This window comes from Bacteroides caecigallinarum (assembly GCF_016902295.1).
GTDB classification, from domain to species: Bacteria; Bacteroidota; Bacteroidia; order Bacteroidales; family Bacteroidaceae; genus Phocaeicola; species Phocaeicola caecigallinarum_A.
The window spans coordinates 13,780-37,470 of sequence record NZ_JACJLQ010000021.1 but is presented as its reverse complement, the minus strand read 5'-3'; the positions used below and the strand labels follow the sequence as shown (position 1 = coordinate 37,470).

The window sequence follows — 23,691 nt, the reverse complement described above, 5'->3', positions numbered from 1 at the left end:
AAATTATAATTTATCATGGAAAACGAAAACAGAAATAACCAGTTACAGATAGAACTGAAAGAAGAAGTGGCAAAAGGTACTTATGCCAATCTGGCCATCATTACGCATTCGACATCGGAATTTGTAATCGACTTTGTATCTGTACTTCCGGGAGTACAAAAGGCCGGCGTGCAGTCGAGGATAGTCATGACTCCTGAAAACGCAAAGAGACTGATGTATGCACTTCAGGATAACATGATTAAGTATGAACATAATTTCGGAACTGTAAGAATGCCTGAAGAACGCAATGCCAATGAAAATGGTGGCAAAACTTTCGTCCCGCCTATCACTGATTTTAAAGGAGAGGCTTAAAAAAGAATAAAAAATGTTTAATACGGTCTGATTTGCGGTGTTTTCTGCAAATCAGGCCTTTTTTATTATTAAAACTATTTGTGTATTAAAAACTTATTCGTACCTTTGCAACCCGAAATATGTAGTTTCGCTTTAGGATTGGAATTTGAATAAACAATAATATAAATTTAAAAATCAAACAAAATGCCTACTATTCAACAATTAGTAAGAAAAGGAAGAACGGTTTTGGTTGAGAAAAGTAAGTCACCGGCGCTTGATTCATGTCCTCAGAGACGTGGCGTTTGCGTTCGTGTTTATACTACAACTCCGAAAAAACCTAACTCAGCAATGCGTAAAGTTGCTCGTGTGCGTCTGACAAACTCTAAGGAAGTAAACTCTTATATCCCAGGAGAAGGACACAACTTGCAGGAACACTCAATCGTATTGGTACGTGGCGGTCGTGTTAAGGATCTTCCAGGTGTACGTTATCACATTGTTCGCGGTACATTGGATACTGCAGGTGTAGCCGGTCGTACACAGAGACGTTCTAAATACGGTGCAAAACGTCCAAAACCAGGACAGGCTCCAGCAGCTAAGGGTAAAAAATAATATTAGCTGAGTACAATCCTTTTAAGTAAAGACTTTATTAATTTCGTTTTGGTTTGTTGGAAAAGCTTTAAGGTTGAGTAAATGTCTCGGAGGAGATGTTGAAGCGAACAGAGGTGCAGCCCCAAACTAAACATAAATTGTCAAACAGAAATGAGAAAAGCAAAACCAAAAAAACGTGTGGTCCTTCCGGATCCAGTATTTAACGATCAGAAGGTTTCTAAATTCGTTAACCATCTGATGTATGATGGAAAGAAGAATACTTCTTATGAAATCTTTTATGGTGCACTTAATGTAGTTGGCACTAAATTGCCTGCAGATGAGACTTCTGCTCTTGATGTATGGAAAAAGGCTCTTGATAATGTGACTCCACAACTCGAAGTTAAATCTCGCCGTATCGGTGGCGCGACTTTCCAGGTTCCTACTGAAATCCGTCCTGAACGTAAAGAGTCAATCTCAATGAAAAATCTGATTTTGTTCGCTCGTAAACGTGGTGGAAAATGTATGGCAGATAAATTGGCTGCTGAAATCCTTGACGCTTATAACGAACAGGGTGGTGCATTCAAACGTAAAGAAGATATGCATCGTATGGCTGAAGCTAACCGTGCATTTGCACATTTCAGATTTTAATCAAGTAATAATTTAATAAGTAGTAATTAAAATGGCTAAACAAGATTTGCACTTGACCCGTAATATCGGTATCATGGCTCACATCGATGCCGGTAAAACAACAACTTCAGAACGTATATTGTTCTACACTGGTCTTACTCACAAAATCGGTGAAGTACACGACGGTGCCGCAACAATGGACTGGATGGAGCAGGAGCAGGAACGTGGTATTACTATTACTTCTGCGGCTACTACAACTCGTTGGAAATACGCTGGTAATACTTACAAAATCAACCTTATTGACACTCCGGGACACGTTGACTTTACTGCTGAGGTAGAACGTTCTTTGCGTGTGCTTGACGGTGCTGTTGCTGCGTATTGTGCTGTAGGTGGTGTTGAACCACAGTCGGAAACTGTATGGCGTCAGGCTGATAAATATAATGTACCACGTATTGGTTATGTAAACAAAATGGACCGTTCTGGAGCTGACTTCTTCGAAGTAGTTCGTCAGATGAAGGACGTTTTGGGAGCTAATCCTTGTCCTGTGGTTATTCCTATCGGTGCAGAAGAAAACTTCAAGGGTGTAGTTGACCTTATTAAGATGAAAGCTATCTTGTGGCACGATGAAACAATGGGTGCTGACTATGATATAGAAGAAATCCCTGCTAACCTTGTTGATGAAGCTCAGGAATGGAGAGATAAAATGCTTGAAAAAGTAGCTGAGTTTGACGAAGCTCTTATGGAAAAGTATTTCGATGATCCTTCTACTATCACAGAAGAAGAAATCTTACGTGCCCTCCGTGCCGGAACATTGAAAATGGATATCGTTCCTATGTTCTGCGGTTCTTCATTCAAGAATAAAGGTGTACAGACTCTTCTTGACTATGTTTGCGCATTCTTGCCTTCACCACTTGATACTCCTAATATCATTGGTACAAACCCAACTACAGGAGCTGAAGAAGATCGTAAACCAGATGAAGATGAAAAGACTTCTGCTTTGGCGTTTAAGATTGCAACTGACCCATACGTTGGTCGTTTGACTTTCTTCCGCGTTTACTCAGGTAAGATTGAAGCCGGTTCATATATCTTCAACTCTCGTTCAGGCAAGAAAGAACGTGTATCTCGTCTGTTCCAGATGCACTCAAACAAGCAGAACCCAGTTGAAGTAATCAGCGCTGGTGATATAGGTGCAGGTGTTGGTTTCAAAGATATCCGTACAGGTGATACTTTGTGCGACGAAACTGCTCCAATCGTTCTTGAGTCTATGGACTTCCCTGAACCAGTTATCGGTATCGCTGTTGAACCTAAGACTCAGAAAGACCTTGACAAACTTTCTAACGGTTTGGCTAAGCTTGCTGAAGAAGACCCAACATTTACTGTAAGAACTGACGAACAGACTGGTCAGACAGTTATCTCAGGTATGGGTGAGCTTCACTTGGATATCATTATCGACCGTTTGAAACGTGAATTTAAGGTTGAATGTAACCAGGGTCGTCCTCAGGTTAACTACAAGGAAGCTATTACTAAGACTGTAGAGCTTCGTGAAGTTTATAAGAAACAGTCTGGTGGTCGTGGTAAGTTTGCTGATATCATCGTAACTATCGGCCCAGTTGACGAAGATTACAAAGAAGGTGGACTTCAGTTCATCGATGAGGTTAAAGGTGGTAATGTGCCTAAGGAATTTATCCCTTCAGTACAGAAAGGTTTCCAGACTGCAATGAAGAATGGTGTGTTGGCTGGCTTCCCTCTTGATTCTTTGAAAGTAGTGTTGAAAGATGGTTCTTTCCACCCGGTTGACTCAGACCAGTTGTCTTTCGAAATCTGTGCAATCCAGGCTTACAAGAATGCTTGTGCTAAGGCAGGTCCGGTTTTGATGGAGCCTATCATGAAGCTTGAAGTTGTAACTCCTGAAGAAAACATGGGTGATGTTATCGGTGACTTGAACAAACGTCGTGGTCAGGTTGAAGGTATGGAATCAAGCCGTTCAGGAGCACGTATTGTAAAAGCTATGGTACCACTGGCTGAAATGTTCGGTTATGTTACTGCTTTGCGTACAATCACTTCAGGTCGTGCTACATCATCAATGTCATACGATCACCATGCACAGGTATCAAGCTCAATCGCTAAGACTGTTCTTGAAGAAGTTAAAGGTCGCGTTGATTTAGTATAAATAAAATAATATCTTGAAGCCTATGAGGGTTAGCGAATGACTCTTAGCCCTCATGCTTCATCTTATCAATAATAATTAATTAAAAATTTTACAATGAGTCAGAAAATCAGAATTAAACTGAAATCTTACGATCACAACTTGGTTGACAAGTCTGCTGAAAAGATTGTAAGAACTGTGAAAGCAACTGGTGCTATTGTTAGCGGTCCAATTCCATTGCCAACTCACAAGAGAATCTTTACTGTAAACCGTTCGACTTTCGTAAACAAGAAGTCACGCGAACAGTTTGAATTGTCTTCTTATAAGAGACTTATCGACATCTATAGCTCAACAGCTAAAACTGTAGATGCTTTGATGAAGTTAGAGTTACCAAGTGGAGTAGAAGTAGAAATTAAAGTTTAATCAATTAAAATTTAACTGAAATGCCAGGATTATTAGGAAAGAAAATCGGAATGACATCCGTATTCAGTGCTGATGGTAAGAATGTACCATGCACTGTTATCGAAGCTGGTCCTTGTGTAGTTACTCAGATTAAGAGTGTAGAAAAAGATGGTTATGCCGCAGTGCAGGTAGGTTTCCAGGACAAGAAGGAAAAACACACTACAAAACCATTGATGGGACACTTTAAGAAGGCTGGAGTAACTCCAAAGAGACACTTGGCCGAGTTCAAAGATTTCTCACAGGAATTGAATTTAGGAGACACTATTACTGTAGAATTGTTCAATGATTCAGCTTATGTTGACGTTATTGGTACTTCTAAGGGTAAAGGTTTCCAGGGTGTTGTAAAACGTCACGGTTTTGGTGGTGTTGGACAGACTACTCACGGTCAGCACAACCGCGCTCGTAAACCGGGTTCTATCGGTGCTTGTTCTTACCCTGCAAAAGTATTCAAAGGCATGCGTATGGGCGGACAAATGGGTGGTGATAGAGTGACTACTCACAACTTACAGGTATTAAAAGTAATCCCTGAACACAATCTTCTTCTTATCAAGGGTTCTGTTCCAGGTTACAAAGGTTCAATCGTAATAATTGAGAAATAATGGAAGTTAACGTATTAAATATTAAAGGTGAAGATACTGGTAGAAAAGTAGCTCTTAATGACGCTATCTTCGGTATTACACCAAATGATCACGCTATCTATCTTGATGTTAAGCAGTACATGGCTAACCAGCGCCAGGGAACTCATAAATCAAAAGAAAGAAGCGAAATTAGCGGTTCTACTCGTAAATTGGGTCGTCAGAAAGGTGGTGGCGGTGCACGTCGCGGTGATATCAACTCTCCACTATTGGTTGGCGGTGCTCGCGTTTTTGGTCCTAAACCAAGAGACTATTGGTTCAAATTGAATAAGAAGGTTAAGGCTTTGGCACGTAAATCTGCTTTAGCTTATAAGGCTCAGACTAACAACATTGTAGTTGTAGAAGACTTCTCTTTTGAAGCTCCAAAGACTAAAGAATTTATAAATGTTGTGAATAATCTGAAAGTGGCTGGCAAAAAGCTACTTATGGTTTTGCCGGAAGCGAATAAAAACGTATATTTGTCTGCTCGTAACATAGAGCGTACAAATTTAGCAATTGCTTCTGCGTTAAATACTTACTCTGTATTGAATGCAGAAACTCTTGTTGTGACTGAGAGTGCATTGAAAGCTATCGAGGAAACCTTAGTTAAATAATTAAAGGAGGCTTAGTAAAATGGGAATTATTATTAAACCGTTAGTTACAGAAAAGATGACTGCTATAACTGAAAAGTTCAATCGTTTCGGTTTTATTGTACGTCCTGATGCTAACAAATTAGAGATTAAGAGTGAAATCGAAGCTTTGTATAACGTAACAGTTCTTAGTGTAAACACTATTCGTTATGCAGGTAAGAACAAAAGTCGTTATACTAAATCTGGCCTGATCAAAGGTCGTACTAATGCTTACAAAAAAGCAATAGTGACATTGAAAGAAGGCGATACTATTGATTTTTATAGCAATATTTAATAAATAAGATGGCAGTACGTAAATTTAAGCCCACAACACCGGGGCAGAGACACAAAATTATTGGTACTTTTGAAGAAATTACTGCATCGGTACCAGAAAAATCTCTTGTATGTGGAAAGCGTTCTACTGGTGGTCGTAACCACGTTGGTAAAATGACAATGCGCTATATCGGCGGCGGTCATAAGAGAAAATTCCGTTTCATCGACTTCAAGAGAAATAAAGACGGTGTTCCAGCAGTTGTTAAAACAATAGAGTACGATCCAAACCGTTCGGCTCGTATCGCTTTGTTGTATTATGCTGATGGAGAAAAGAGATATATTATTGCTCCTAATGGATTGCAGGTTGGCAGCACTTTGATGTCTGGAGCGACTGCAGCGCCTGAGATTGGTAATGCACTTCCGCTTGAAAACATCCCTGTAGGTACAGTTATTCACAATATTGAATTACGCCCAGGACAAGGTGCAGCATTAGTTAGATCGGCTGGTAATTTTGCTCAGTTGACTTCTCGTGAAGGAAAATATTGTGTAATCAAATTGCCTTCAGGTGAAGTAAGACAAATCTTGAGTGCTTGTAAAGCTACTATCGGTAGTGTAGGTAACTCAGACCATGCTCTTGAATCTTCTGGTAAAGCAGGACGTTCTCGCTGGTTGGGTCGTCGTCCACACAACCGTGGTGTTGTTATGAACCCTGTTGATCACCCAATGGGTGGTGGTGAAGGACGTCAGTCTGGAGGTCACCCAAGATCACGTACAGGCTTGTATGCTAAGGGCTTGAAGACTAGAGCACCTAAGAAACAGTCTTCTAAATATATTATTGAGAGAAGAAAGTAATAACTGATTAATTGAGTAAATTATGAGTCGTTCATTAAAAAAAGGTCCATATATTAATGTAAAACTGGAAAAGAAGGTGCTTGCTATGAATGAAAGCGGCAAGAAATCAGTTGTTAAGACTTGGGCCAGAGCTTCAATGATTTCGCCTGATTTTGTTGGGCATACAATTGCAGTTCATAACGGTAACAAATTTATTCCTGTTTATGTTACAGAAAACATGGTAGGACACAAGTTGGGAGAATTTGCTCCTACTCGTACTTTCCGTGGACATGCCGGTAACAAGAAAAAATAACAGGAAACTTGTTTGAAAAATAATAAAGTAAATAATAATGGGAGCAAGAAAAAAAATATCGGCTGAAAAAAGAAAAGAAGCCCTTAAAACCATGTATTTTGCCAAGTTGCAGAATGTTCCTACATCTCCAAGAAAAATGCGTCTCGTGGCTGACATGATTCGCGGTATGGAAGTGAATAGAGCACTTGGTGTACTGAAGTTTTCTTCAAAAGAAGCTTCTGCAAGAGTGGAAAAATTGTTACGCTCTGCTATTGCTAACTGGGAACAGAAAAACGAACGTAAGGCTGAAAGCGGTGAATTGTTTGTAACTAAGATTTATGTTGATGGTGGCGCTACTCTTAAACGTATGAGACCAGCTCCACAGGGTAGAGGTTACAGAATCCGCAAACGCTCTAATCATGTAACTTTGTTCGTTGATTCTAAAAATACTAATGATAATCAAAATTAAGAGTAGATGGGACAGAAAGTTAATCCGATAAGCAACCGTTTAGGAATTATCAGAGGATGGGATTCAAATTGGTACGGTGGCAAAAATTATGGTGACGCTTTGCTGGAAGACAGCAAAATCCGTAAGTACTTGAATGCCAGACTTGCTAAGGCAAGCGTTTCAAGAATTGTAATTGAACGTACTCTGAAATTGGTGACAATCACTGTATGCACTGCTCGTCCAGGTATTATCATAGGTAAAGGTGGTCAGGAAGTTGATAAGTTGAAAGAAGAGTTGAAGAAGATCACTGACAAAGATATTCAGATTAATATCTTCGAAGTTAAAAGACCTGAGTTAGACGCTGTGATTGTTGCAAATAACATTGCACGTCAGGTTGAAGGTAAGATAGCTTACAGACGCGCTATTAAAACTGCTATTGCCAACACAATGCGTATGGGCGCTGAAGGTATCAAAATCCTTATTTCCGGACGTTTGAATGGTGCTGAAATGGCTCGTTCAGAAATGTATAAAGAAGGACGTACTCCACTTCATACTTTCCGTGCAGACATTGATTATTGTCATGCTGAAGCTTTGACAAAAGTAGGTCTTCTTGGTATTAAAGTATGGATTTGCCGTGGTGAAGTTTATGGAAAACGTGAGTTGGCACCTAACTTTACTCAGACTAAGGAGACAGGCCGTAACAACGGTTCTAATAATGGTGGAAAGAATTTCCGCAAAAAAAGAAACAACAATCGCTAACGAATTTGAATTTTAGGAATTATGTTACAACCGAAAAAGACAAAATTCAGAAGACAGCAGAAAGGTAGCGCTAAAGGTAATGCCCAGAGAGGACATCAGTTGGCTTTTGGTACATTCGGTATCAAATCATTGCAGACAAAATGGATCACTGGACGTCAGATTGAAGCAGCTCGTATTGCTGTAACAAGATATATGCAGCGTCAGGGACAGATTTGGATTCGCATATTCCCTGATAAACCTATTACTCGTAAACCTGCCGATGTACGTATGGGTAAAGGTAAAGGTTCTCCAGAAGGATTTGTTGCTCCAGTAACTCCAGGTCGTATCCTGATTGAAGTTGAAGGAGTTCCTTTTGATATAGCTAAAGAAGCTCTGCGCCTTGCAGCTCAGAAACTTCCAGTTACTACTAAGTTTATTGTTAGACGTGATTACGACGCAAGTCAAAATGCTTAATTGAGTTATGAAGATTGCAGAAATAAGAGAAATAGCAACTAGCGAATTAGCTGAAAGATTACAGACTGAGGAAGCTAATTACAAACAGATGGTTTTGAATCATTCAATCTCTCCATTGGCTAATCCTGCTCAGATTAAACAATTGCGTAGAACTATCGCAAGAATGAAGACAGAGTTGCGTCAGAGAGAACTTAACAAATAATAATGGTCCACATGGAAGTTAGAAATTTAAGAAAAGAAAGAACTGGTGTTGTTATAAGCAACAAAATGGATAAGACCATTACTGTTGCTGCTAAGTTTAAGGAAAAACACCCTATTTATGGTAAGTTCGTTAGCAAAACGAAGAAATACCATGCTCACGACGAGAAGAACGAATGTCTTCCAGGTGATACAGTTCGTATCATGGAAACTCGTCCATTGAGCAAAACAAAGAGATGGAGATTAGTTGAAATTATTGAAAGAGCTAAGTAATCATGATACAGACAGAATCAAGACTTACAGTGTGTGACAACAGTGGTGCTAAAGAAGCTCTTTGTATCCGCGTTTTGGGTGGTACAAAAAGACGTTATGCCTCTGTTGGGGATGTTATTGTAGTTTCAATAAAGAGTGTAATCCCTTCAAGTGATGTTAAAAAAGGTGCCGTATCAAAAGCCCTGATCGTACGTACTAAGAAAGAAATTCGTCGTGCTGACGGTTCTTATATTCGTTTTGATGATAATGCTTGCGTATTGCTTAACAACGCTGGCGAAATTAGAGGAAGTCGTATCTTTGGTCCGGTTGCAAGAGAATTGCGTAATGCTAACATGAAAGTTGTTTCTTTGGCACCTGAAGTACTTTAATTTTGTAAAAGATTTAAGTAATGAGTAAATTACATATTAAAAAAGGCGATACAGTTTACGTTAACTCTGGTGAAGATAAAGGTAAGACTGGACGTGTGTTGAAAGTTCTTGTAAAAGAAGGACGCGCTTTGGTAGAAGGTATCAATATGGTATCTAAGAGTACTAAGCCTAATGCTAAGAACCCTCAGGGTGGTATTGTGAAACAGGAAGCTCCTATTCACATTTCAAACCTGAACCCTATTGATCCTAAAACAGGTAAACCAACACGTATTGGAAGAAGAGAAAGTTCTGACGGAAGAACATTTGTTCGTTATGCAAAAAAATCAGGAGAGGAGATCTAATAAATGAGTAATACTGCAAGCCTTAAGAAAGAATATGCTGAGCGTATAGCTCCAGCATTGAAGAATCAATTCCAGTATTCTTCAACTATGCAGATTCCGGTTCTCAAGAAGATTGTTATCAATCAGGGCTTGGGAATGGCTGTAGCTGACAAGAAGATCATAGACGTTGCAATTAATGAATTGACAGCTATCACAGGTCAGAAAGCTGTTGCAACAGTATCTCGTAAGGATATCGCTAACTTCAAGTTACGTAAAAAAATGCCAATCGGTGTTATGGTAACTTTGCGTCGTGAGAGAATGTATGAATTCCTTGAAAAACTTGTTCGTGTAGCATTGCCACGTATCCGTGACTTTAAAGGTATCGAAAGCAAGTTTGATGGTAGAGGTAACTATACACTTGGTATTCAGGAGCAGATTATCTTCCCTGAAATCAATATCGATAGCATCACTAAAATCTTAGGTATGAACATCACATTTGTGACTTCTGCCAAGACTGATGAAGAAGGATATGCTCTTTTGAAAGAATTCGGTTTACCGTTTAAAAACGCTAAAAAAGATTGATAAGCTATGGCAAAAGAATCAATGAAAGCTCGTGAAGTAAAAAGAGCTAAACTTGTTGCAAAATATGCTGAGAAGCGTGCTGCACTCAAGAAAATCGTTAACACAGGTGATCCTGCTGAAGCTTTTGAAGCTGCTCAGAAATTGCAAGATCTTCCTAAAAACTCTAATCCGATTCGTTTGCATAACCGTTGCAAACTTACTGGCCGTCCTAAAGGTTATATGCGCCAGTTCGGAATTTCACGTATTCAGTTCCGTGAAATGGCATCTAACGGTTTAATCCCGGGTGTTAAGAAAGCTAGCTGGTAAGATTTTTTATTATTAAATATTGTCAGGGTAGTCCTGATTAATTTAACAATTTTATTTTATGACAGATCCAATAGCAGATTATCTCACTAGATTGAGAAATGCAATTAGTGCTAAGCACAGAGTAGTAGAAGTGCCTGCATCAAATTTGAAAAAAGAGATTACTAAAATCTTGTTTGACAAAGGTTACATTCTGAACTACAAATTTGTAGAAGATGGTCCTCAGGGAACTATCAAAGTGGCTTTGAAGTATGATGCAGTTAACAAGGTTAACGCAATCAAGAAACTAATTAGAGTTTCAACTCCAGGTATGCGTAAATACACTGGATACAAAGACATGCCGAGAGTAATTAATGGATTAGGTATTGCAATTATATCTACTTCCAAAGGTGTAATGACTAACAAGGAAGCTGCTGAATTGAAAATAGGTGGTGAAGTTCTTTGTTATGTATATTAATTAGGAGGATAAACTATGTCAAGAATTGGTAAATTGCCTATTTCTATACCTTCAGGAGTTACAGTAACTCTTAAGGATAATGTAGTTAGCGTTAAAGGACCTAAAGGAGAATTGAGTCAGTTTGTTGATCCTTCTATCAATGTTGAAATTGCTGATGGTCACGTTGTATTGACAGAAAATGAAAACGCTATGCTTGATAACCTGAAACAGCGTCATGCTTTCCACGGTTTGTATCGCGCTTTGATCAACAACATGGTTGTTGGTGTTTCGCAAGGTTACAAGAAAGAGTTGGAACTTGTCGGTGTAGGTTATCGTGCTTCAAATAATGGAAATATAATCGATTTTGCATTAGGTTATACTCACAATATATTTTTGCAGTTGCCACCTGAAGTAAAAGTTGAAACTAAGTCTGAAAGAAATAAGAACCCACTTATAATTTTGGAATCTTGTGACAAACAGCTGCTCGGTCAGGTTTGTTCAAAAATACGTTCTTTCCGTAAGCCTGAACCTTATAAAGGAAAAGGTATTAAGTTTGTTGGCGAAGAAATCCGTAGAAAGTCTGGTAAGTCAGCTGGTGCTAAATAATTCACTTAAATACGTATAATTATGACAACAAAAATAGAAAGACGAGTTAAGATCAAATATAGAGTACGCAATAAAATTTCAGGTACTCCTGAACGTCCGCGTATGAGTGTATTTAGAAGTAACAAGCAGATTTACGTTCAAGTTATTGACGATTTGAATGGTAAAACACTTGCGGCAGCTTCTTCTCTTGGTATGGAGGCATGTCCTAAGAAAGAACAGGCAGCTAAAGTTGGTGAATTGATCGCTAAGAAAGCTCAGGAAGCTGGAATTACGACTGTCGTATTCGACCGTAATGGTTACTTGTATCATGGGAGAGTAAAAGAAGTAGCTGATGCTGCTCGTAACGGTGGACTTAAATTTTAATGAATTATGGCAGTTAATAATAGAGTTAAGATCACTAACGATATAGAATTAAAAGATAGACTGGTTGCTATCAACCGCGTTACTAAAGTTACAAAAGGTGGTAGAACTTTCAGCTTCTCTGCTATTGTTGTAGTAGGAAATGAAGATGGTATCATCGGCTGGGGTCTTGGTAAAGCAGGTGAAGTTACAGCAGCGATTGCTAAAGGTGTTGAAGCTGCAAAGAAAAACCTTACTCGCGTTCCAGTATTGAAAGGTACTGTTCCTCACGAACAGTCTGCTAAATTCGGTGGTGCTGAAGTATTCATCAAACCAGCTTCTACTGGTACTGGAGTTGTAGCAGGTGGTGCAATGCGTGCCGTATTGGAAAGTGTAGGTGTAACTGACGTTTTGGCAAAATCTAAAGGTTCTTCAAACCCTCATAATTTGGTTAAAGCTACAATCAAGGCTTTGGGTGAAATGAGAGATGCAAGAATGGTTGCTCAGAACAGAGGTGTAAGTTTGGATAAAGTATTTAGAGGATAAGGAGGAAAACATGTCAACTATTAAGATTAAACAAGTAAAGAGTAGAATTGGTGCTCCTGCTGACCAGAAAAGAACATTGGATGCTCTTGGTCTTCGCAAAATGAATCGTGTGGTTGAACACGAAGAAACTCCATCAATCCTTGGTATGATTGAAAAGGTTAAGCACCTAGTTCAAATCGTTAAGTAATATATTGTTAATAATAAAGATTTTACAATATGAATTTAAATAGTTTGAGTCCTGCTAAAGGTTCTTTAAAAACTAGAAAAAGAATAGGTCGTGGACCGGGTTCTGGTTTGGGTGGAACTTCTACAAGAGGACATAAAGGAGCAAAGTCAAGATCTGGTTATTCAAAGAAGATCGGATTTGAAGGTGGTCAGATGCCTCTTCAGCGTCGTGTTCCAAAATTTGGTTTTAAGAATATTAACCGTGTTGAATACAAAGCTATCAACCTTGATACTATACAGGCTTTAGCTGATGCTAAGAATTTGACAAAAGTAGGTATCAACGAATTTATTGAAGCTGGTTATATTTCTTCAAAACAGTTAGTGAAAGTTCTTGGTAACGGTAGTTTAACTACTAAGCTTGATGTTGAAGCAAATGCTTTCTCAAAAAGTGCGGTAGCTGCAATCGAAGCCGTTGGTGGTAATGCAGTAAAACTCTGATTAAATGAGAAAATCTATTGAAACATTAAAAAATATATGGAATATTGAGGATCTGAGAAAACGGATCCTCATTACCATATTGTTTGTCGCAATTTACCGTTTAGGTTCATACGTGGTTTTGCCAGGTATAAATCCTCAAATGTTGACTAAATTGCATGAGCAGACTAGTGAAGGTCTTCTTGCTTTGTTGAATATGTTTTCTGGTGGTGCTTTTTCTAATGCGTCTATTTTCGCATTGGGTATTATGCCATACATCTCAGCATCCATCGTGATTCAGTTGTTGGCTATTGCAGTTCCATATTTCCAGAAATTGCAGCGTGAAGGTGAAAGTGGACGTAGAAAAATCAACCAATATACCCGTATATTAACTTTGATTATTCTTATATTCCAAGCTCCATCATACTTGATCAACTTAAAGTTCCAAGCTGGACCAGCTCTTAATGCTTCATTAGATTGGACTTTCTTTATAATTACATCCACAATAATATTGGCAGCTGGTAGTATGTTTGTCCTTTGGTTGGGTGAACGTATTACAGACAAAGGTATCGGTAATGGTATTTCTTTGATAATCATGGTTGGTATTATAGCACGTTTGCCTCAGGCTTTTGGAGCCGAGTTAGTATCTCGTCTTACTTTGGCTGAAACAGGTGGTGTTATTATGTTTATCATAGAGATTGTTGCTTTACTTGCAGTTATTGCTGCTGCTATTATGTTGGTACAAGGTGTTCGTAAAGTTCCTGTTCAGTATGCAAAACGTATTGTAGGTAATAAGCAATATGGTGGCGCAAGACAGTATATACCTTTGAAAGTTAATGCAGCAAACGTAATGCCTATCATCTTTGCACAGGCCATTATGTTCATCCCAATAACTTTTATTGGATTTTCTAATACAGAAAATGCAAGTGGTATTATGAGATCTTTGATTGACCATACAAGTTTTGCATATAACTTGATCTTTGCAGTTTTGATTATTGTCTTTACTTATTTTTATACAGCAATAACAATTAATCCTAACCAAATGGCTGAAGATATGAAGAGAAATAATGGCTTTATTCCTGGCATTAAACCTGGTAAACAGACTTCTGATTATCTGGATACAATAATGACAAGAATTACATTGCCCGGTTCAATCTTCCTTGCAATAATAGCTGTTCTTCCTGCTTTTGCTGGTTATTTTGGTATTCAGGCTGAATTCGCTCAGTTCTTTGGAGGAACTTCATTGTTAATCTTGGTTGGAGTTGTTCTTGATACTCTTCAACAGGTTGAAAGCCATTTGTTAATGAGACATTACGATGGCTTGTTGAGTTCCGGAAGAATTAGAGGACGTTCTGGTAACGTTGCTGCTTACTAATTACTCTATGATAATTCTTAAAACAGATGATGAGATAGAGCTACTTCGTCAGAGTAATCTTCTTGTAGGAAGAACTCTGGCAGAAGTTGCCAAACTAATCAAGCCTGGAGTTACAACTAAGCAACTCGATAAGGTAGCTGAAGAGTTCATACGTGATAATGGCGCTTTGCCAACCTTTAAAGGATTTCCTAATCCCTATGGTTCTCCCTTTCCTGCTTCCATTTGTACTTCTGTCAATAGTCAGGTTGTACATGGAATTCCTAATGATGAACCTCTTAGAGATGGTGATATAGTTTCTGTTGATTGTGGAACTTTACTTAATGGCTTTTGTGGAGATTCTGCTTATACTTTTTGTGTTGGAGAAGTGAGTCCTGAAGTTGCCCAATTATTGAAAGTCACTAAAGAAGCATTGTATAAAGGAATAGAAAATGCCGTTCATGGCAAGAGATTGGGTGATATCGGATATGCAGTCCAAAGTCATTGTGAATCTTATAAGTATGGTGTAGTGAGGGAATTCGTCGGACATGGGATAGGAAAGGATATGCATGAAGATCCAGCCGTTCCAAATTATGGAAGACGAGGCAGTGGCACGCTTTTGAAGAAAGGTATGTGCCTGGCTATTGAACCAATGATAACTCTCGGTGATAGAAAGATTTATCTTGAGAAAGATAATTGGTCAGTCAGAACAAGAGACAACAGTTTCGCCGCACATTTTGAACATACGGTGGCAGTTGGACTTGGAAAGGCTGATATCTTATCATCATTTGAATTTATTGAACAAGTATTAGCACAAAAGTAATTTAATATGGCAAAGCAATCTGCAATAGAACAAGATGGTGTAATAGTTGAAGCATTGTCAAATGCAATGTTTCGTGTAGAACTTGAGAACGGACATGAGATAACTGCTCATATCTCTGGTAAGATGAGAATGCATTACATTAAAATACTTCCAGGTGATAAAGTCAGAGTTGAGATGTCTCCGTATGATTTATCAAAAGGAAGAATTGTTTTCCGATATAAATAATAGAAAAATAAGATATGAAAGTAAGAGCTTCATTAAAAAAACGTACGCCAGAATGTAAGATCGTTAGACGTAATGGCCGTTTGTATGTTATTAACAAGAAAAATCCTAAGTATAAACAACGTCAAGGATAATTTATTATTTTTGCAAAAAAAATAATTAGTATATGGCTATAAGAATAGTTGGTGTAGATTTGCCTCAGAATAAAAGAGGTGAGATTGCGTTAACATACGTATATGGTATAGGACGCAGTAGTTCAGCAAAAATTTTGGAAAAAGCAGGTGTTGATCGTGACATTAAAGTTAAAGATTGGACTGATGATCAGGCTGCTAAGATTCGTGAAATTATCGCTGCTGAGTACAAAGTAGAAGGTGATCTTCGTTCAGAAATCCAGTTAAACATTAAGAGATTAATGGATATTGGTTGCTATCGTGGTGTTCGTCACCGTTTGGGACTTCCTGTAAGAGGTCAGAGCACTAAGAATAATGCTCGTACACGTAAGGGAAGAAAGAAAACTGTTGCAAATAAGAAAAAAGCTACTAAATAATAATTGTTAATATGGCAAAAAAAACAGTCGCAGCTAAAAAAAGAAATGTGAAGGTTGATGCAAACGGACAGTTGCATGTTCATTCATCATTCAATAACATCATCGTTTCTTTAGCAAATAGTGAAGGTCAGATTATTTCTTGGTCTTCTGCAGGTAAAATGGGATTTAGAGGTTCTAAGAAGAACACTCCATACGCAGCTCAAATGGCTGCACAGGATTGTGCAAAAGTAGCATTTGACCTCGGATTGAGAAAGGTTAAAGCATACGTTAAAGGTCCAGGTAACGGACGTGAGTCTGCTATTAGAACCGTACACGGAGCCGGAATCGAAGTTACTGAAATCATTGATGTAACACCATTGCCTCATAACGGTTGTCGTCCTCCTAAGAGAAGAAGAGTATAATATTAGACACCTGTATTAATAACAATTAAAATTTCAAATAAAAATGGCTAGATATACTGGACCAAAAAGTAGAATTGCACGTAAATTCGGTGAAGCTATCTTCGGAGCAGATAAAGTTTTAGCAAAAAGAAATTATCCTCCTGGACAGCATGGAAATACTCGCCGTAGAAAAACTTCTGAATACGGTGTCATGTTGGCTGAAAAACAGAAAGCTAAATATACTTACGGAGTACTTGAAAAACAGTTCCGTAATATGTTTGAAAAAGCAGCAAGTCAGAATGGTATTACTGGTGAACTTTTGTTGCAGGCACTTGAATGTCGTCTTGACAATGTTGTGTTCCGTTTGGGTATCGCCCCAACTCGTGCTGCAGCTCGTCAGTTGGTAGGTCACAAGCATATTGTAGTTGATGGTAAAGTTGTTAACATTCCATCGTATGCTGTAAAACCTGGACAGTTGGTAGGTGTGCGTGAAAAATCTAAGTCACTTGAAGTTATTGAAAATGCTTTGACTGGATTCAACCACAGCAAATACCCTTGGTTAGAATGGGATCAGAACTCTAAAACTGGTAAGATGTTACATGTGCCTCAGAGAGCTGACATTCCTGAAAACATAAAAGAACACTTAATCGTTGAATTGTACTCTAAATAATAATTAATTTCATGGCGATATTAGCATTTCAAAAACCAGATAAAGTATTAATGTTAGAAGCGGATTCCAAATTCGGTAAGTTTGAATTCCGTCCGCTTGAACCCGGTTTCGGTATTACCGTAGGTAATGCTTTACGCCGTATTCTTCTTTCTTCTTTGGAAGGTTATGCAATCAATACAATTCGTATTGAAGGTGTTGAACATGAGTTTGCAACTGTTCCTGGTGTAAAAGAAGATGTGACTAACATTATCTTGAATCTGAAACAAGTAAGGTTCAAGCAAATAGTTGACGAATACGAAAATGAAAGTGTCAGCATTACTGTTGAGAATTCTACTGAATTCAAAGCAGGTGACATCGGTAAGCATTTGACCGGATTTGAAGTGTTAAATCCTGAATTGGTTATTTGCCATTTAGACTCAAAAGCAACTATGCAAATAGATATTACAATTAACAAAGGTCGTGGATATGTACCAGCCGATGAAAATCGAGTATATTGCACTGATGTTAATGTAATTCCTATTGATTCTATTTATACTCCTATACGTAATGTCAAGTATTCAGTTGAAAACTTCCGTGTAGAACAGAAGACTGACTTTGAAAAACTTGTACTTGAGATTAGTACGGATGGTTCCATACATCCAAAGGATGCTCTTAAAGAAGCTGCAAAAATATTGATTCATCACTTTATGTTGTTCTCTGATGAAAAGATTACTCTTGAAGCATCAGATGCTGACAGTAATGAGGAATTCGATGAAGAAGTATTGCACATGAGACAATTGCTTAAGACTAAGTTAGTAGATATGGATCTTTCAGTTCGTGCACTTAACTGTCTGAAAGCTGCTGATGTTGAAACACTCGGTGATCTTGTGCAGTTCAATAAGACTGACCTCCTTAAGTTCAGAAACTTTGGAAAGAAATCGCTCACTGAGCTTGATGATTTGCTCGAGAGTCTGAATCTTACGTTTGGAACAGATATTTCTAAATATAAATTAGATAAAGAATAAAAAATGAGACATAATAAAAAATTTAACCATTTAGGTCGTACTGCTTCTCATAGAAACGCAATGTTGTCAAACATGGCTTGTTCTTTGATTAAGCACAAAAGAATCACTACGACTGTTGCGAAGGCTAAAGCTTTGAAAAAGTTCGTTGAACCTTTGATTACTAAATCTAAGGAAGATACAACAAACTCACGCCGTGTAGTATTTAGTAACTTGCAGGACAAGTTTGCTGTAACAGAACTTTTCAAGGAAATCTCTGTTAAGGTTGCAGATCGTCCAGGTGGATACACTCGTATCATCAAGACTGGAAACCGTTTGGGTGACAACGCTGAAATGTGTTTCATCGAGTTGGTTGACTACAACGAAAACATGGCTAAAGCTGCTGTTAAGAAAACAACTCGTACACGTCGTTCTAAGAAATCTGCTGCTACTGAAGCTCCAGCAGAAACAACTGAAGCAACAACAGAGGAAGCCCCTAAAGCTGAATAATTCTGTAAATGCTATATATAAAAAAGCTGTCTCAAGAAGTCTTGAGGCAGCTTTTTATTTTTTTTGTAATATTTCATTTCTCTTCTTTTGTATTATAATATTTAATCAAGCGCTATTCCTTTCTGAAACAAGTTTTCTGGCATAAACTTCTTCTTCCTTATTAACCAATACTAATACAGCGCCTCCCATGCCAGAGTAAGGTGATGTAACTGCAGATAAGGTTTCGTCCTTTACCATAGCTTGAACTCCTTCGGATTCTAACAAGCCTTTTACTAATTCTGCTTCCCAAAGGTTACCTTTGAAAACTTCTACTAATGAGTCATAATTGATTTCTGCCATAGTCATTGTTCTTTAATGGTTAATAATTATGGTTAACTATCTCTGTTATTCCCAAAGTTAAGTTTTTTTCTTTTTAAAAGCAAGCTTTTTGACGATTTATAGTAGCTAACAGCATTACTTCCTTTAAATATCGTTTTTTATCCTGTAAATTATCATAATTCAAATTTTAATCATATTTTTGCGAATACAAGATTTAAAAGTGTTGATTTATGAAGCTAAATGAAACTTTAGAAGCTGTTAAACTTGCTTCGCGTAAGTTAGCTCTTCTTGATTCAAAGAAAATTAATGAAGTTCTTATCTCTGTAGCTGATGCAGCTATAGATAAAACCGACGTGATATTGAAAGCTAATCAGCTTGATTTACAGTTAATGGATTCTTCGAATCCCAAATATGACAGATTAAAACTCACTGCAGAGAGAATTATGGATATAGCTTCTGATATTCGTAATGTCGCTTCGTTGCCTTCACCTTTGGGTAATATCATTTATGAGGATGTCCGTCCTAATGGTTTAAAGCTAACGAAGGTCAGCGTTCCTTTCGGCGTGATTGGAGTTATATATGAGGCTCGACCTAATGTAAGTTTTGATGTATTTTCACTTTGTCTTAAGAGTGGAAGTGCATGTGTGCTGAAGGGTGGTAGTGATGCTTATCACTCAAATATGGCAATAGTTGATGTAATAAAAGGTGTACTTTCCAAGTTTGGCCTTGACACAAATATTGTTTGCCTATTGCCTACTGACAGAGAAACAACTTCCGAACTGCTTCATGCAAACGGCTATGTTGATTTGATTATACCTCGTGGCAGCAGTAATCTTATTAACTTTGTCCGTTCTGAGTCAACTGTCCCTGTAATAGAAACAGGTGCGGGGATTTGTCATACTTACTTTGATTTGGCCGGTGACATAGATAAAGGAGCCAGGATAATTAATAATGCCAAGACAAGACGAGTAAGTGTATGCAATGCTCTTGACTGTCTGCTGGTGCATGCAGACAGACTCTCTGATTTGCCACAGCTTTGCTCTCCACTCTCTTCAAATAATGTTTTGATATATGCAGACAAGCCGTCCTATCAAGCCTTAAGCGGCTTTTATCCGGCCGATTTACTGCTACATGCCACGCCTGAGAGTTATGGAACTGAGTTTCTTGATTATAAAATGGCTATCAAGACTGTAAATAGTGTTGACGAGGCTATAGGACATATATTCAAATACAGCTCAAAACATAGCGAATGTATCGTTACTGAGGATAAGAAGGCAGCTCAGTATTTCCAGCGAGCTGTTGATGCCGCATGCGTTTATGTGAATGCTCCAACTTCTTTTACTGATGGTGCCCAGTTTGGTTTGGGGGCAGAAATTGGTATAAGCACACAGAAGCTTCATGCACGTGGTCCTATGGGATTAAAGGAAATTACAACATATAAATGGATAATCGAGGGTAATGGACAAATAAGGAAGTAAATTTACTTATTTGTGTAATAATATTCGTTAAGGGCTTATTTTGTTGTATTTTTATTGTATTTTTGCCGACGATGTCTAATTTATATACATGAACTTATGAAAACATATACAAACGTATTCGATTTGGGTGACTTGAAAACAGCTTTGGCTGAGGCATTCGAGATAAAGAAAGACAGATATAAATACGAGTCATTAGGCAGGCATAAAACATGTTTGCTGATATTTTTTAATAATAGTCTCCGTACACGTCTTAGTACACAAAAAGCAGCCAGAAATTTAGGGATGGACGTTATTGTACTGGATGTAAATCAAGGAGCATGGAAACTTGAAACAGAGCGTGGAGTAGTTATGGACGGTGATAAAAGTGAACATCTTTTGGAGGCAATTCCTGTTATGGCTTCATATTGTGATATTATCGGTGTCCGTTCTTTTGCACAGTTTGTAAACCGTACAGACGACTATACGGAGAAAATCCTAAATCAGTTTATCCAGTATTCGGGTAAGCCTGTATTTTCTATGGAGGCAGCTACAGGACATCCTCTTCAGGCGTTTGCGGACCTTATTACTATAGAGGAATACAAGAAAACGGACCGGCCGAAAGTAGTTCTTACATGGGCTCCTCATCCAAAAGCTTTGCCACAGGCTGTACCTAATTCATTTGCGGATTTTATGAATGAGGCAAATGTGGATTTCGTAATTACACATCCTGAAGGATATGAACTTGACCCTAAGTTTGTGCGTGGGGCAAAAGTTGAATACAACCAGATTAAAGCTTTCGAAGGCGCGGATTTCATATATGCTAAGAACTGGGCATGTCCGGGTGTTACCAATCCTGAAGATTATGGAAAGGTCTTGTCAAAGGATATGAACTGGACTGTCGATTCCAAACACATGGCTGTGACCAATAATGCTTATTTCATGCATTGTTTGCCTGTTCGTAGAAATATGATTGTTACTGATGATGTGATTGAGGCTCCAACATCTTTGGTTATTCCTGAGGCTGCAAATCGTGAAATTTCTGCGACTGTAGTACTTAAACGCATGTTACAGTCATTATAATATAATTTAAGAAGGCGGTTTAAAGAAACTTTAATGTTCTTGAACCGCCTTCTTTTTATTTCTCTATATCCTTGCCTAAATCAATCCAGTTCAGGATACCTTTATCGAGATTGAAAACTGTATATCCTTTTTTGACAAGGAGTCTTGCCGCATTTCTGCTTCTGCGTCCACTTTTGCAATAAACAGCCACAGGTCGTGATTTATCAAGAATCTCGTCAGCCAGTGCTGAAAATCTGTCATCGAGAATATTTATATTAATGCTGCCTGGTATGTGTCCTTCGCTGTATTCGGCAACAGTGCGTACATCAAGTCTCTGGACATTGCTGTCTTCTGATATTAGCTTCTCGAATTCATCTGAAGAAAGATTTGCGAATTTATCTTTTGGCTTAGTGCTGCATGCCATCATTCCGAATAGAAAGACGCATACAAAGAACATGAAATAAATACTCTTTAATATCATAATTGTCAAAATGTTTAATAGTAAAACTCTCTTGTAGTATTCCCTTCTTTATAAGTGTTTATGTTTATTGTTACCTTGTCACCTTCCTTCATTATATCTTTATATGGCCATAATGGTATTGAAGCGTAAGCTTTTTTTGTAAAAGCCTCATAGTCATTTCGCTGGTCGTGATATATGGTTATATTCAGTGTCTTGCTTCCATCTGAATTTTCTGTCATACCATTATCAACAAAATTCAATGTATGAGATTTGTCTTTAGCCATGATATCCAGAACCATGTTGATATAATTGCCTGAACGCCATATCCTGTCAATATCCAATGGGTCAGTCTTGATTCCTTTTGTGAATTTATCTTCAGTGGTAGGAACGACTGAAATCACAAACTGACACGAATAAAGCCTGACTAAATTAGCCCCATTACTTTCATCCAGGATTTCGTATATTGACAGTGACCGGTAGGTTGAATCAGGAGTAAAACCTTCAATTCCGCTTCTATCCTTTATCTGGAATGTACTGCCGTCATCAATGTTGATATATGCCAATTTCCCGGATGCGTCAGTCTTGATATCTACGAACTCAGTAAATACACTTGGATATACATACTCATCTTCCTTACACGATGATATTGCGATAATGCATGACAGGAGTGCTATGTAAAGTCTCGCTTTCATTCCTTTATTGCATGGATATGGTTGATGGCAGGATTTGCATACATCGTCAGAATGCTTTTTTTCAGGAAATCCGTATCCTTGCCGGGTATATTTATCAGTGCGATTTTCTTATCCAAATATGCTTCAAACTTGGCTTTGTCCTCAACTGTGTAATGTCCGGCCATGGCCTGGTTTCCGTTAAGCATGTCGCAGGCAATATAGTTGCCCGGATACATCCTATAGTTAAGGTGGATATACCTGTCTATTATTTCGGATACTTTAGTAAATATTTCCACTTTAGGAAGTCCACGCAATTCTTCCAGTTCATCGTTTATGCAGGGGCCTGTCTGGAAATGTATTCTTCCCTTATATCCGAATATACCTGTCTGCATGTTGATAAGGTCGTCCTGCTGACTTTTCTTGAAACCGGCAATGTCTCTTTTAAGTTGCATTTCCTGTGCTTTTAGGAAGTCGCAAGGGTCATATTCGTACGACAATGACAAAGGTACTATGTTTAGTTCCTTCAGACTGTCTATTACATCACCTTTACCACCCATAGCCAACATTTTCAGCACACTGTCCTGTGTACGGTCATTAGAGTCCTTAGCTCTTCCTTCCCGTTGTGCTATCCAGATATTCTCCTGTTTTTCAGTTACGGCGAAATGTATATATCTTGACATCCTTGCTGAGGCCTCAAGCATTTGTCTCATGCTTAATGCCCTCTGCACGATGAATGCTTTGTTTACACGTACAAGCTTTTTAATCCAGGGATAGATTAAAAGATTGTCGCCTATAGCTATTTCTACAGTTGTCGGAAAACCGTTGTCCAGTAGTCCTACGGAAAGGAAACCGGAATCCAAAACAATATCCCTATGGTTTGATATAAAAGTATAGCCTTTGTTCTTTTCTTTAATCATGGAACTGTCAAGGCTGAATCCGTCGCTGTATTTGTTGATTAAACCATGCAGCAATCCATAAAAAATATTTTTCTGAACGTCTAAGTTTGTCTTACAGTTTCTCAGTACATTGGCCAATGCCTCAATAGGAGTGTCGGGTAATACTTTTTTTATTACTTCTTGAAAATCTTTGTCAGACAATAATTCTTCGAAAATCTGTGGTAGTTCTTCCGGAGAATATGGGCGGATTTCGTCAAATTCAGCAGGTATTTTCATGGCTTGCAG

40 protein-coding genes are annotated in these 23,691 nt (G+C 38.2%); 36 read left to right on the top strand and 4 right to left on the bottom strand.

Annotated features, from left to right (window positions below):
- The first annotated feature begins 15 nt into the window (after window positions 1-15).
- The 34 genes from H6A27_RS08780 (at window position 16) to rplQ (ending at window position 18,545) form a co-directional block, all read left to right on the top strand.
- Entirely contained in the window at window positions 16-351 is a 336-nt protein-coding gene (locus H6A27_RS08780; RefSeq protein WP_204404518.1) for a DUF3467 domain-containing protein, read from the top strand.
- 183 nt (window positions 352-534) lie between these two features.
- Window positions 535-939 carry a 30S ribosomal protein S12 gene (gene rpsL, locus H6A27_RS08775; RefSeq protein ID WP_154043500.1) on the top strand — a complete coding sequence of 135 codons (405 nt, stop codon included), beginning with the start codon at window positions 535-537 and terminating at the stop codon, window positions 937-939.
- A 150-nt stretch (window positions 940-1,089) separates the two neighbouring features.
- Window positions 1,090-1,566, top strand: a complete 477-nt coding sequence (gene rpsG, locus H6A27_RS08770) for a 30S ribosomal protein S7 (RefSeq protein ID WP_204404520.1) — start codon at window positions 1,090-1,092, stop codon at window positions 1,564-1,566.
- Window positions 1,567-1,597: 31 nt separating this feature from the next.
- Window positions 1,598-3,715, top strand: coding sequence for an elongation factor G (fusA, locus tag H6A27_RS08765; protein WP_204404522.1), 2,118 nt, complete (start codon window positions 1,598-1,600; stop codon window positions 3,713-3,715).
- Window positions 3,716-3,808: 93 nt separating this feature from the next.
- The gene (rpsJ, locus tag H6A27_RS08760; RefSeq protein ID WP_002558075.1) at window positions 3,809-4,114 is read left to right on the top strand and encodes a 30S ribosomal protein S10; all 306 of its coding nucleotides are present in this window, start codon (window positions 3,809-3,811) and stop codon (window positions 4,112-4,114) included.
- A 20-nt stretch (window positions 4,115-4,134) separates the two neighbouring features.
- Window positions 4,135-4,752: a 50S ribosomal protein L3 gene (rplC, locus tag H6A27_RS08755; RefSeq protein ID WP_154043497.1), complete on the top strand. Its 618-nt coding sequence runs from the start codon at window positions 4,135-4,137 to the stop codon at window positions 4,750-4,752.
- Window positions 4,752-5,381, top strand: coding sequence for a 50S ribosomal protein L4 (rplD, locus tag H6A27_RS08750; RefSeq protein ID WP_204404524.1), 630 nt, complete (start codon window positions 4,752-4,754; stop codon window positions 5,379-5,381). The genes rplC and rplD overlap by 1 nt, the downstream gene beginning before the upstream one ends.
- A 19-nt stretch (window positions 5,382-5,400) precedes the next feature.
- Window positions 5,401-5,691: a 50S ribosomal protein L23 gene (rplW, locus tag H6A27_RS08745; protein WP_204404526.1), complete on the top strand. Its 291-nt coding sequence runs from the start codon at window positions 5,401-5,403 to the stop codon at window positions 5,689-5,691.
- 8 nt (window positions 5,692-5,699) lie between these two features.
- Window positions 5,700-6,521: a 50S ribosomal protein L2 gene (gene rplB / locus H6A27_RS08740; protein WP_204404527.1), complete on the top strand. Its 822-nt coding sequence runs from the start codon at window positions 5,700-5,702 to the stop codon at window positions 6,519-6,521.
- A 22-nt stretch (window positions 6,522-6,543) separates the two neighbouring features.
- Window positions 6,544-6,813, top strand: coding sequence for a 30S ribosomal protein S19 (rpsS, locus tag H6A27_RS08735; protein ID WP_013618002.1), 270 nt, complete (start codon window positions 6,544-6,546; stop codon window positions 6,811-6,813).
- A 37-nt stretch (window positions 6,814-6,850) separates the two neighbouring features.
- Entirely contained in the window at window positions 6,851-7,261 is a 411-nt protein-coding gene (gene rplV / locus H6A27_RS08730; RefSeq protein WP_154043493.1) for a 50S ribosomal protein L22, read from the top strand.
- Between the two features lie 6 nt (window positions 7,262-7,267).
- Window positions 7,268-7,999, top strand: a complete 732-nt coding sequence (rpsC, locus tag H6A27_RS08725) for a 30S ribosomal protein S3 (protein ID WP_204404529.1) — start codon at window positions 7,268-7,270, stop codon at window positions 7,997-7,999.
- A gap of 21 nt (window positions 8,000-8,020) precedes the next feature.
- A complete protein-coding gene (gene rplP, locus H6A27_RS08720; RefSeq protein WP_154043491.1) occupies window positions 8,021-8,452 on the top strand; it encodes a 50S ribosomal protein L16 in 432 nt (143 codons plus the stop codon).
- 7 nt (window positions 8,453-8,459) lie between these two features.
- Window positions 8,460-8,654 carry a 50S ribosomal protein L29 gene (gene rpmC, locus H6A27_RS08715; protein ID WP_204404531.1) on the top strand — a complete coding sequence of 65 codons (195 nt, stop codon included), beginning with the start codon at window positions 8,460-8,462 and terminating at the stop codon, window positions 8,652-8,654.
- Window positions 8,655-8,665: 11 nt separating this feature from the next.
- Entirely contained in the window at window positions 8,666-8,923 is a 258-nt protein-coding gene (gene rpsQ, locus H6A27_RS08710) for a 30S ribosomal protein S17 (RefSeq protein ID WP_154043489.1), read from the top strand.
- Window positions 8,924-8,925: 2 nt separating this feature from the next.
- Window positions 8,926-9,291, top strand: coding sequence for a 50S ribosomal protein L14 (gene rplN, locus H6A27_RS08705; protein WP_154043488.1), 366 nt, complete (start codon window positions 8,926-8,928; stop codon window positions 9,289-9,291).
- A 20-nt stretch (window positions 9,292-9,311) separates the two neighbouring features.
- Complete coding sequence (rplX, locus tag H6A27_RS08700; protein WP_204508413.1) at window positions 9,312-9,632, top strand: 50S ribosomal protein L24; 321 nt, start codon at window positions 9,312-9,314, stop codon at window positions 9,630-9,632.
- A 3-nt stretch (window positions 9,633-9,635) separates the two neighbouring features.
- Window positions 9,636-10,193 (top strand): 50S ribosomal protein L5, encoded by a 558-nt coding sequence (rplE, locus tag H6A27_RS08695; protein WP_204390358.1) that lies wholly within the window; start codon window positions 9,636-9,638, stop codon window positions 10,191-10,193.
- 6 nt (window positions 10,194-10,199) lie between these two features.
- Window positions 10,200-10,499: a 30S ribosomal protein S14 gene (rpsN, locus tag H6A27_RS08690; protein WP_204404533.1), complete on the top strand. Its 300-nt coding sequence runs from the start codon at window positions 10,200-10,202 to the stop codon at window positions 10,497-10,499.
- Window positions 10,500-10,557: 58 nt separating this feature from the next.
- Complete coding sequence (rpsH, locus tag H6A27_RS08685; protein ID WP_154043484.1) at window positions 10,558-10,953, top strand: 30S ribosomal protein S8; 396 nt, start codon at window positions 10,558-10,560, stop codon at window positions 10,951-10,953.
- A gap of 15 nt (window positions 10,954-10,968) precedes the next feature.
- Window positions 10,969-11,538, top strand: coding sequence for a 50S ribosomal protein L6 (gene rplF, locus H6A27_RS08680; RefSeq protein WP_204404535.1), 570 nt, complete (start codon window positions 10,969-10,971; stop codon window positions 11,536-11,538).
- 21 nt (window positions 11,539-11,559) lie between these two features.
- Window positions 11,560-11,901, top strand: coding sequence for a 50S ribosomal protein L18 (gene rplR, locus H6A27_RS08675; RefSeq protein ID WP_204404537.1), 342 nt, complete (start codon window positions 11,560-11,562; stop codon window positions 11,899-11,901).
- A gap of 6 nt (window positions 11,902-11,907) precedes the next feature.
- On the top strand, window positions 11,908-12,423 hold the full coding sequence (gene rpsE, locus H6A27_RS08670; protein WP_204390357.1) for a 30S ribosomal protein S5: 516 nt from the start codon (window positions 11,908-11,910) through the stop codon (window positions 12,421-12,423).
- Between the two features lie 10 nt (window positions 12,424-12,433).
- The gene (gene rpmD, locus H6A27_RS08665) at window positions 12,434-12,610 is read left to right on the top strand and encodes a 50S ribosomal protein L30 (protein WP_204404539.1); all 177 of its coding nucleotides are present in this window, start codon (window positions 12,434-12,436) and stop codon (window positions 12,608-12,610) included.
- A gap of 29 nt (window positions 12,611-12,639) precedes the next feature.
- Window positions 12,640-13,086, top strand: coding sequence for a 50S ribosomal protein L15 (rplO, locus tag H6A27_RS08660; RefSeq protein ID WP_204404541.1), 447 nt, complete (start codon window positions 12,640-12,642; stop codon window positions 13,084-13,086).
- Window positions 13,087-13,090: 4 nt separating this feature from the next.
- The gene (secY, locus tag H6A27_RS08655) at window positions 13,091-14,437 is read left to right on the top strand and encodes a preprotein translocase subunit SecY (RefSeq protein WP_204404543.1); all 1,347 of its coding nucleotides are present in this window, start codon (window positions 13,091-13,093) and stop codon (window positions 14,435-14,437) included.
- 7 nt (window positions 14,438-14,444) lie between these two features.
- Window positions 14,445-15,236 carry a type I methionyl aminopeptidase gene (gene map, locus H6A27_RS08650; RefSeq protein WP_204404545.1) on the top strand — a complete coding sequence of 264 codons (792 nt, stop codon included), beginning with the start codon at window positions 14,445-14,447 and terminating at the stop codon, window positions 15,234-15,236.
- Window positions 15,237-15,242: 6 nt separating this feature from the next.
- Window positions 15,243-15,461 carry a translation initiation factor IF-1 gene (infA, locus tag H6A27_RS08645; protein ID WP_002558052.1) on the top strand — a complete coding sequence of 73 codons (219 nt, stop codon included), beginning with the start codon at window positions 15,243-15,245 and terminating at the stop codon, window positions 15,459-15,461.
- Window positions 15,462-15,475: 14 nt separating this feature from the next.
- A complete protein-coding gene (ykgO, locus tag H6A27_RS08640) occupies window positions 15,476-15,592 on the top strand; it encodes a type B 50S ribosomal protein L36 (RefSeq protein ID WP_002558051.1) in 117 nt (38 codons plus the stop codon).
- Window positions 15,593-15,624: 32 nt separating this feature from the next.
- Window positions 15,625-16,005 carry a 30S ribosomal protein S13 gene (rpsM, locus tag H6A27_RS08635; protein WP_204404547.1) on the top strand — a complete coding sequence of 127 codons (381 nt, stop codon included), beginning with the start codon at window positions 15,625-15,627 and terminating at the stop codon, window positions 16,003-16,005.
- Window positions 16,006-16,016: 11 nt separating this feature from the next.
- The gene (rpsK, locus tag H6A27_RS08630; RefSeq protein WP_005844897.1) at window positions 16,017-16,406 is read left to right on the top strand and encodes a 30S ribosomal protein S11; all 390 of its coding nucleotides are present in this window, start codon (window positions 16,017-16,019) and stop codon (window positions 16,404-16,406) included.
- Between the two features lie 43 nt (window positions 16,407-16,449).
- Complete coding sequence (gene rpsD, locus H6A27_RS08625) at window positions 16,450-17,055, top strand: 30S ribosomal protein S4 (RefSeq protein WP_204404549.1); 606 nt, start codon at window positions 16,450-16,452, stop codon at window positions 17,053-17,055.
- 11 nt (window positions 17,056-17,066) lie between these two features.
- Window positions 17,067-18,059: a DNA-directed RNA polymerase subunit alpha gene (locus tag H6A27_RS08620; protein ID WP_204404551.1), complete on the top strand. Its 993-nt coding sequence runs from the start codon at window positions 17,067-17,069 to the stop codon at window positions 18,057-18,059.
- 3 nt (window positions 18,060-18,062) lie between these two features.
- Complete coding sequence (gene rplQ, locus H6A27_RS08615) at window positions 18,063-18,545, top strand: 50S ribosomal protein L17 (protein WP_204404554.1); 483 nt, start codon at window positions 18,063-18,065, stop codon at window positions 18,543-18,545.
- A gap of 105 nt (window positions 18,546-18,650) precedes the next feature.
- On the opposite strand, the gene H6A27_RS08610 is transcribed toward rplQ, so the two are convergent.
- A complete protein-coding gene (locus H6A27_RS08610; RefSeq protein WP_204404555.1) occupies window positions 18,651-18,884 on the bottom strand; it encodes a DUF2007-related protein in 234 nt (77 codons plus the stop codon).
- Window positions 18,885-19,093: 209 nt separating this feature from the next.
- On the opposite strand from H6A27_RS08610, the gene H6A27_RS08605 reads away from it, so the two are divergent.
- On the top strand, window positions 19,094-20,341 hold the full coding sequence (locus tag H6A27_RS08605) for a glutamate-5-semialdehyde dehydrogenase (RefSeq protein ID WP_204508411.1): 1,248 nt from the start codon (window positions 19,094-19,096) through the stop codon (window positions 20,339-20,341).
- Window positions 20,342-20,437: 96 nt separating this feature from the next.
- Window positions 20,438-21,400 carry a Rossmann-fold NAD(P)-binding domain-containing protein gene (locus tag H6A27_RS08600; RefSeq protein WP_204508409.1) on the top strand — a complete coding sequence of 321 codons (963 nt, stop codon included), beginning with the start codon at window positions 20,438-20,440 and terminating at the stop codon, window positions 21,398-21,400.
- A 55-nt stretch (window positions 21,401-21,455) separates the two neighbouring features.
- On the opposite strand, the gene H6A27_RS08595 is transcribed toward H6A27_RS08600, so the two are convergent.
- Genes H6A27_RS08595 through H6A27_RS08585 form a run of 3 tightly spaced genes read right to left on the bottom strand, consistent with a single transcriptional unit; the run spans window position 21,456 to window position 23,682 of the window.
- A complete protein-coding gene (locus tag H6A27_RS08595) occupies window positions 21,456-21,857 on the bottom strand; it encodes a rhodanese-like domain-containing protein (RefSeq protein WP_204404587.1) in 402 nt (133 codons plus the stop codon).
- Between the two features lie 17 nt (window positions 21,858-21,874).
- Window positions 21,875-22,531, bottom strand: coding sequence for a NigD1/NigD2 family lipoprotein (locus H6A27_RS08590; protein WP_204404561.1), 657 nt, complete (start codon window positions 22,529-22,531; stop codon window positions 21,875-21,877).
- Window positions 22,528-23,682, bottom strand: coding sequence for a 1-acyl-sn-glycerol-3-phosphate acyltransferase (locus tag H6A27_RS08585; protein ID WP_204404563.1), 1,155 nt, complete (start codon window positions 23,680-23,682; stop codon window positions 22,528-22,530). The genes H6A27_RS08590 and H6A27_RS08585 overlap by 4 nt, the downstream gene beginning before the upstream one ends.
- Window positions 23,683-23,691: the final 9 nt, after the last annotated feature.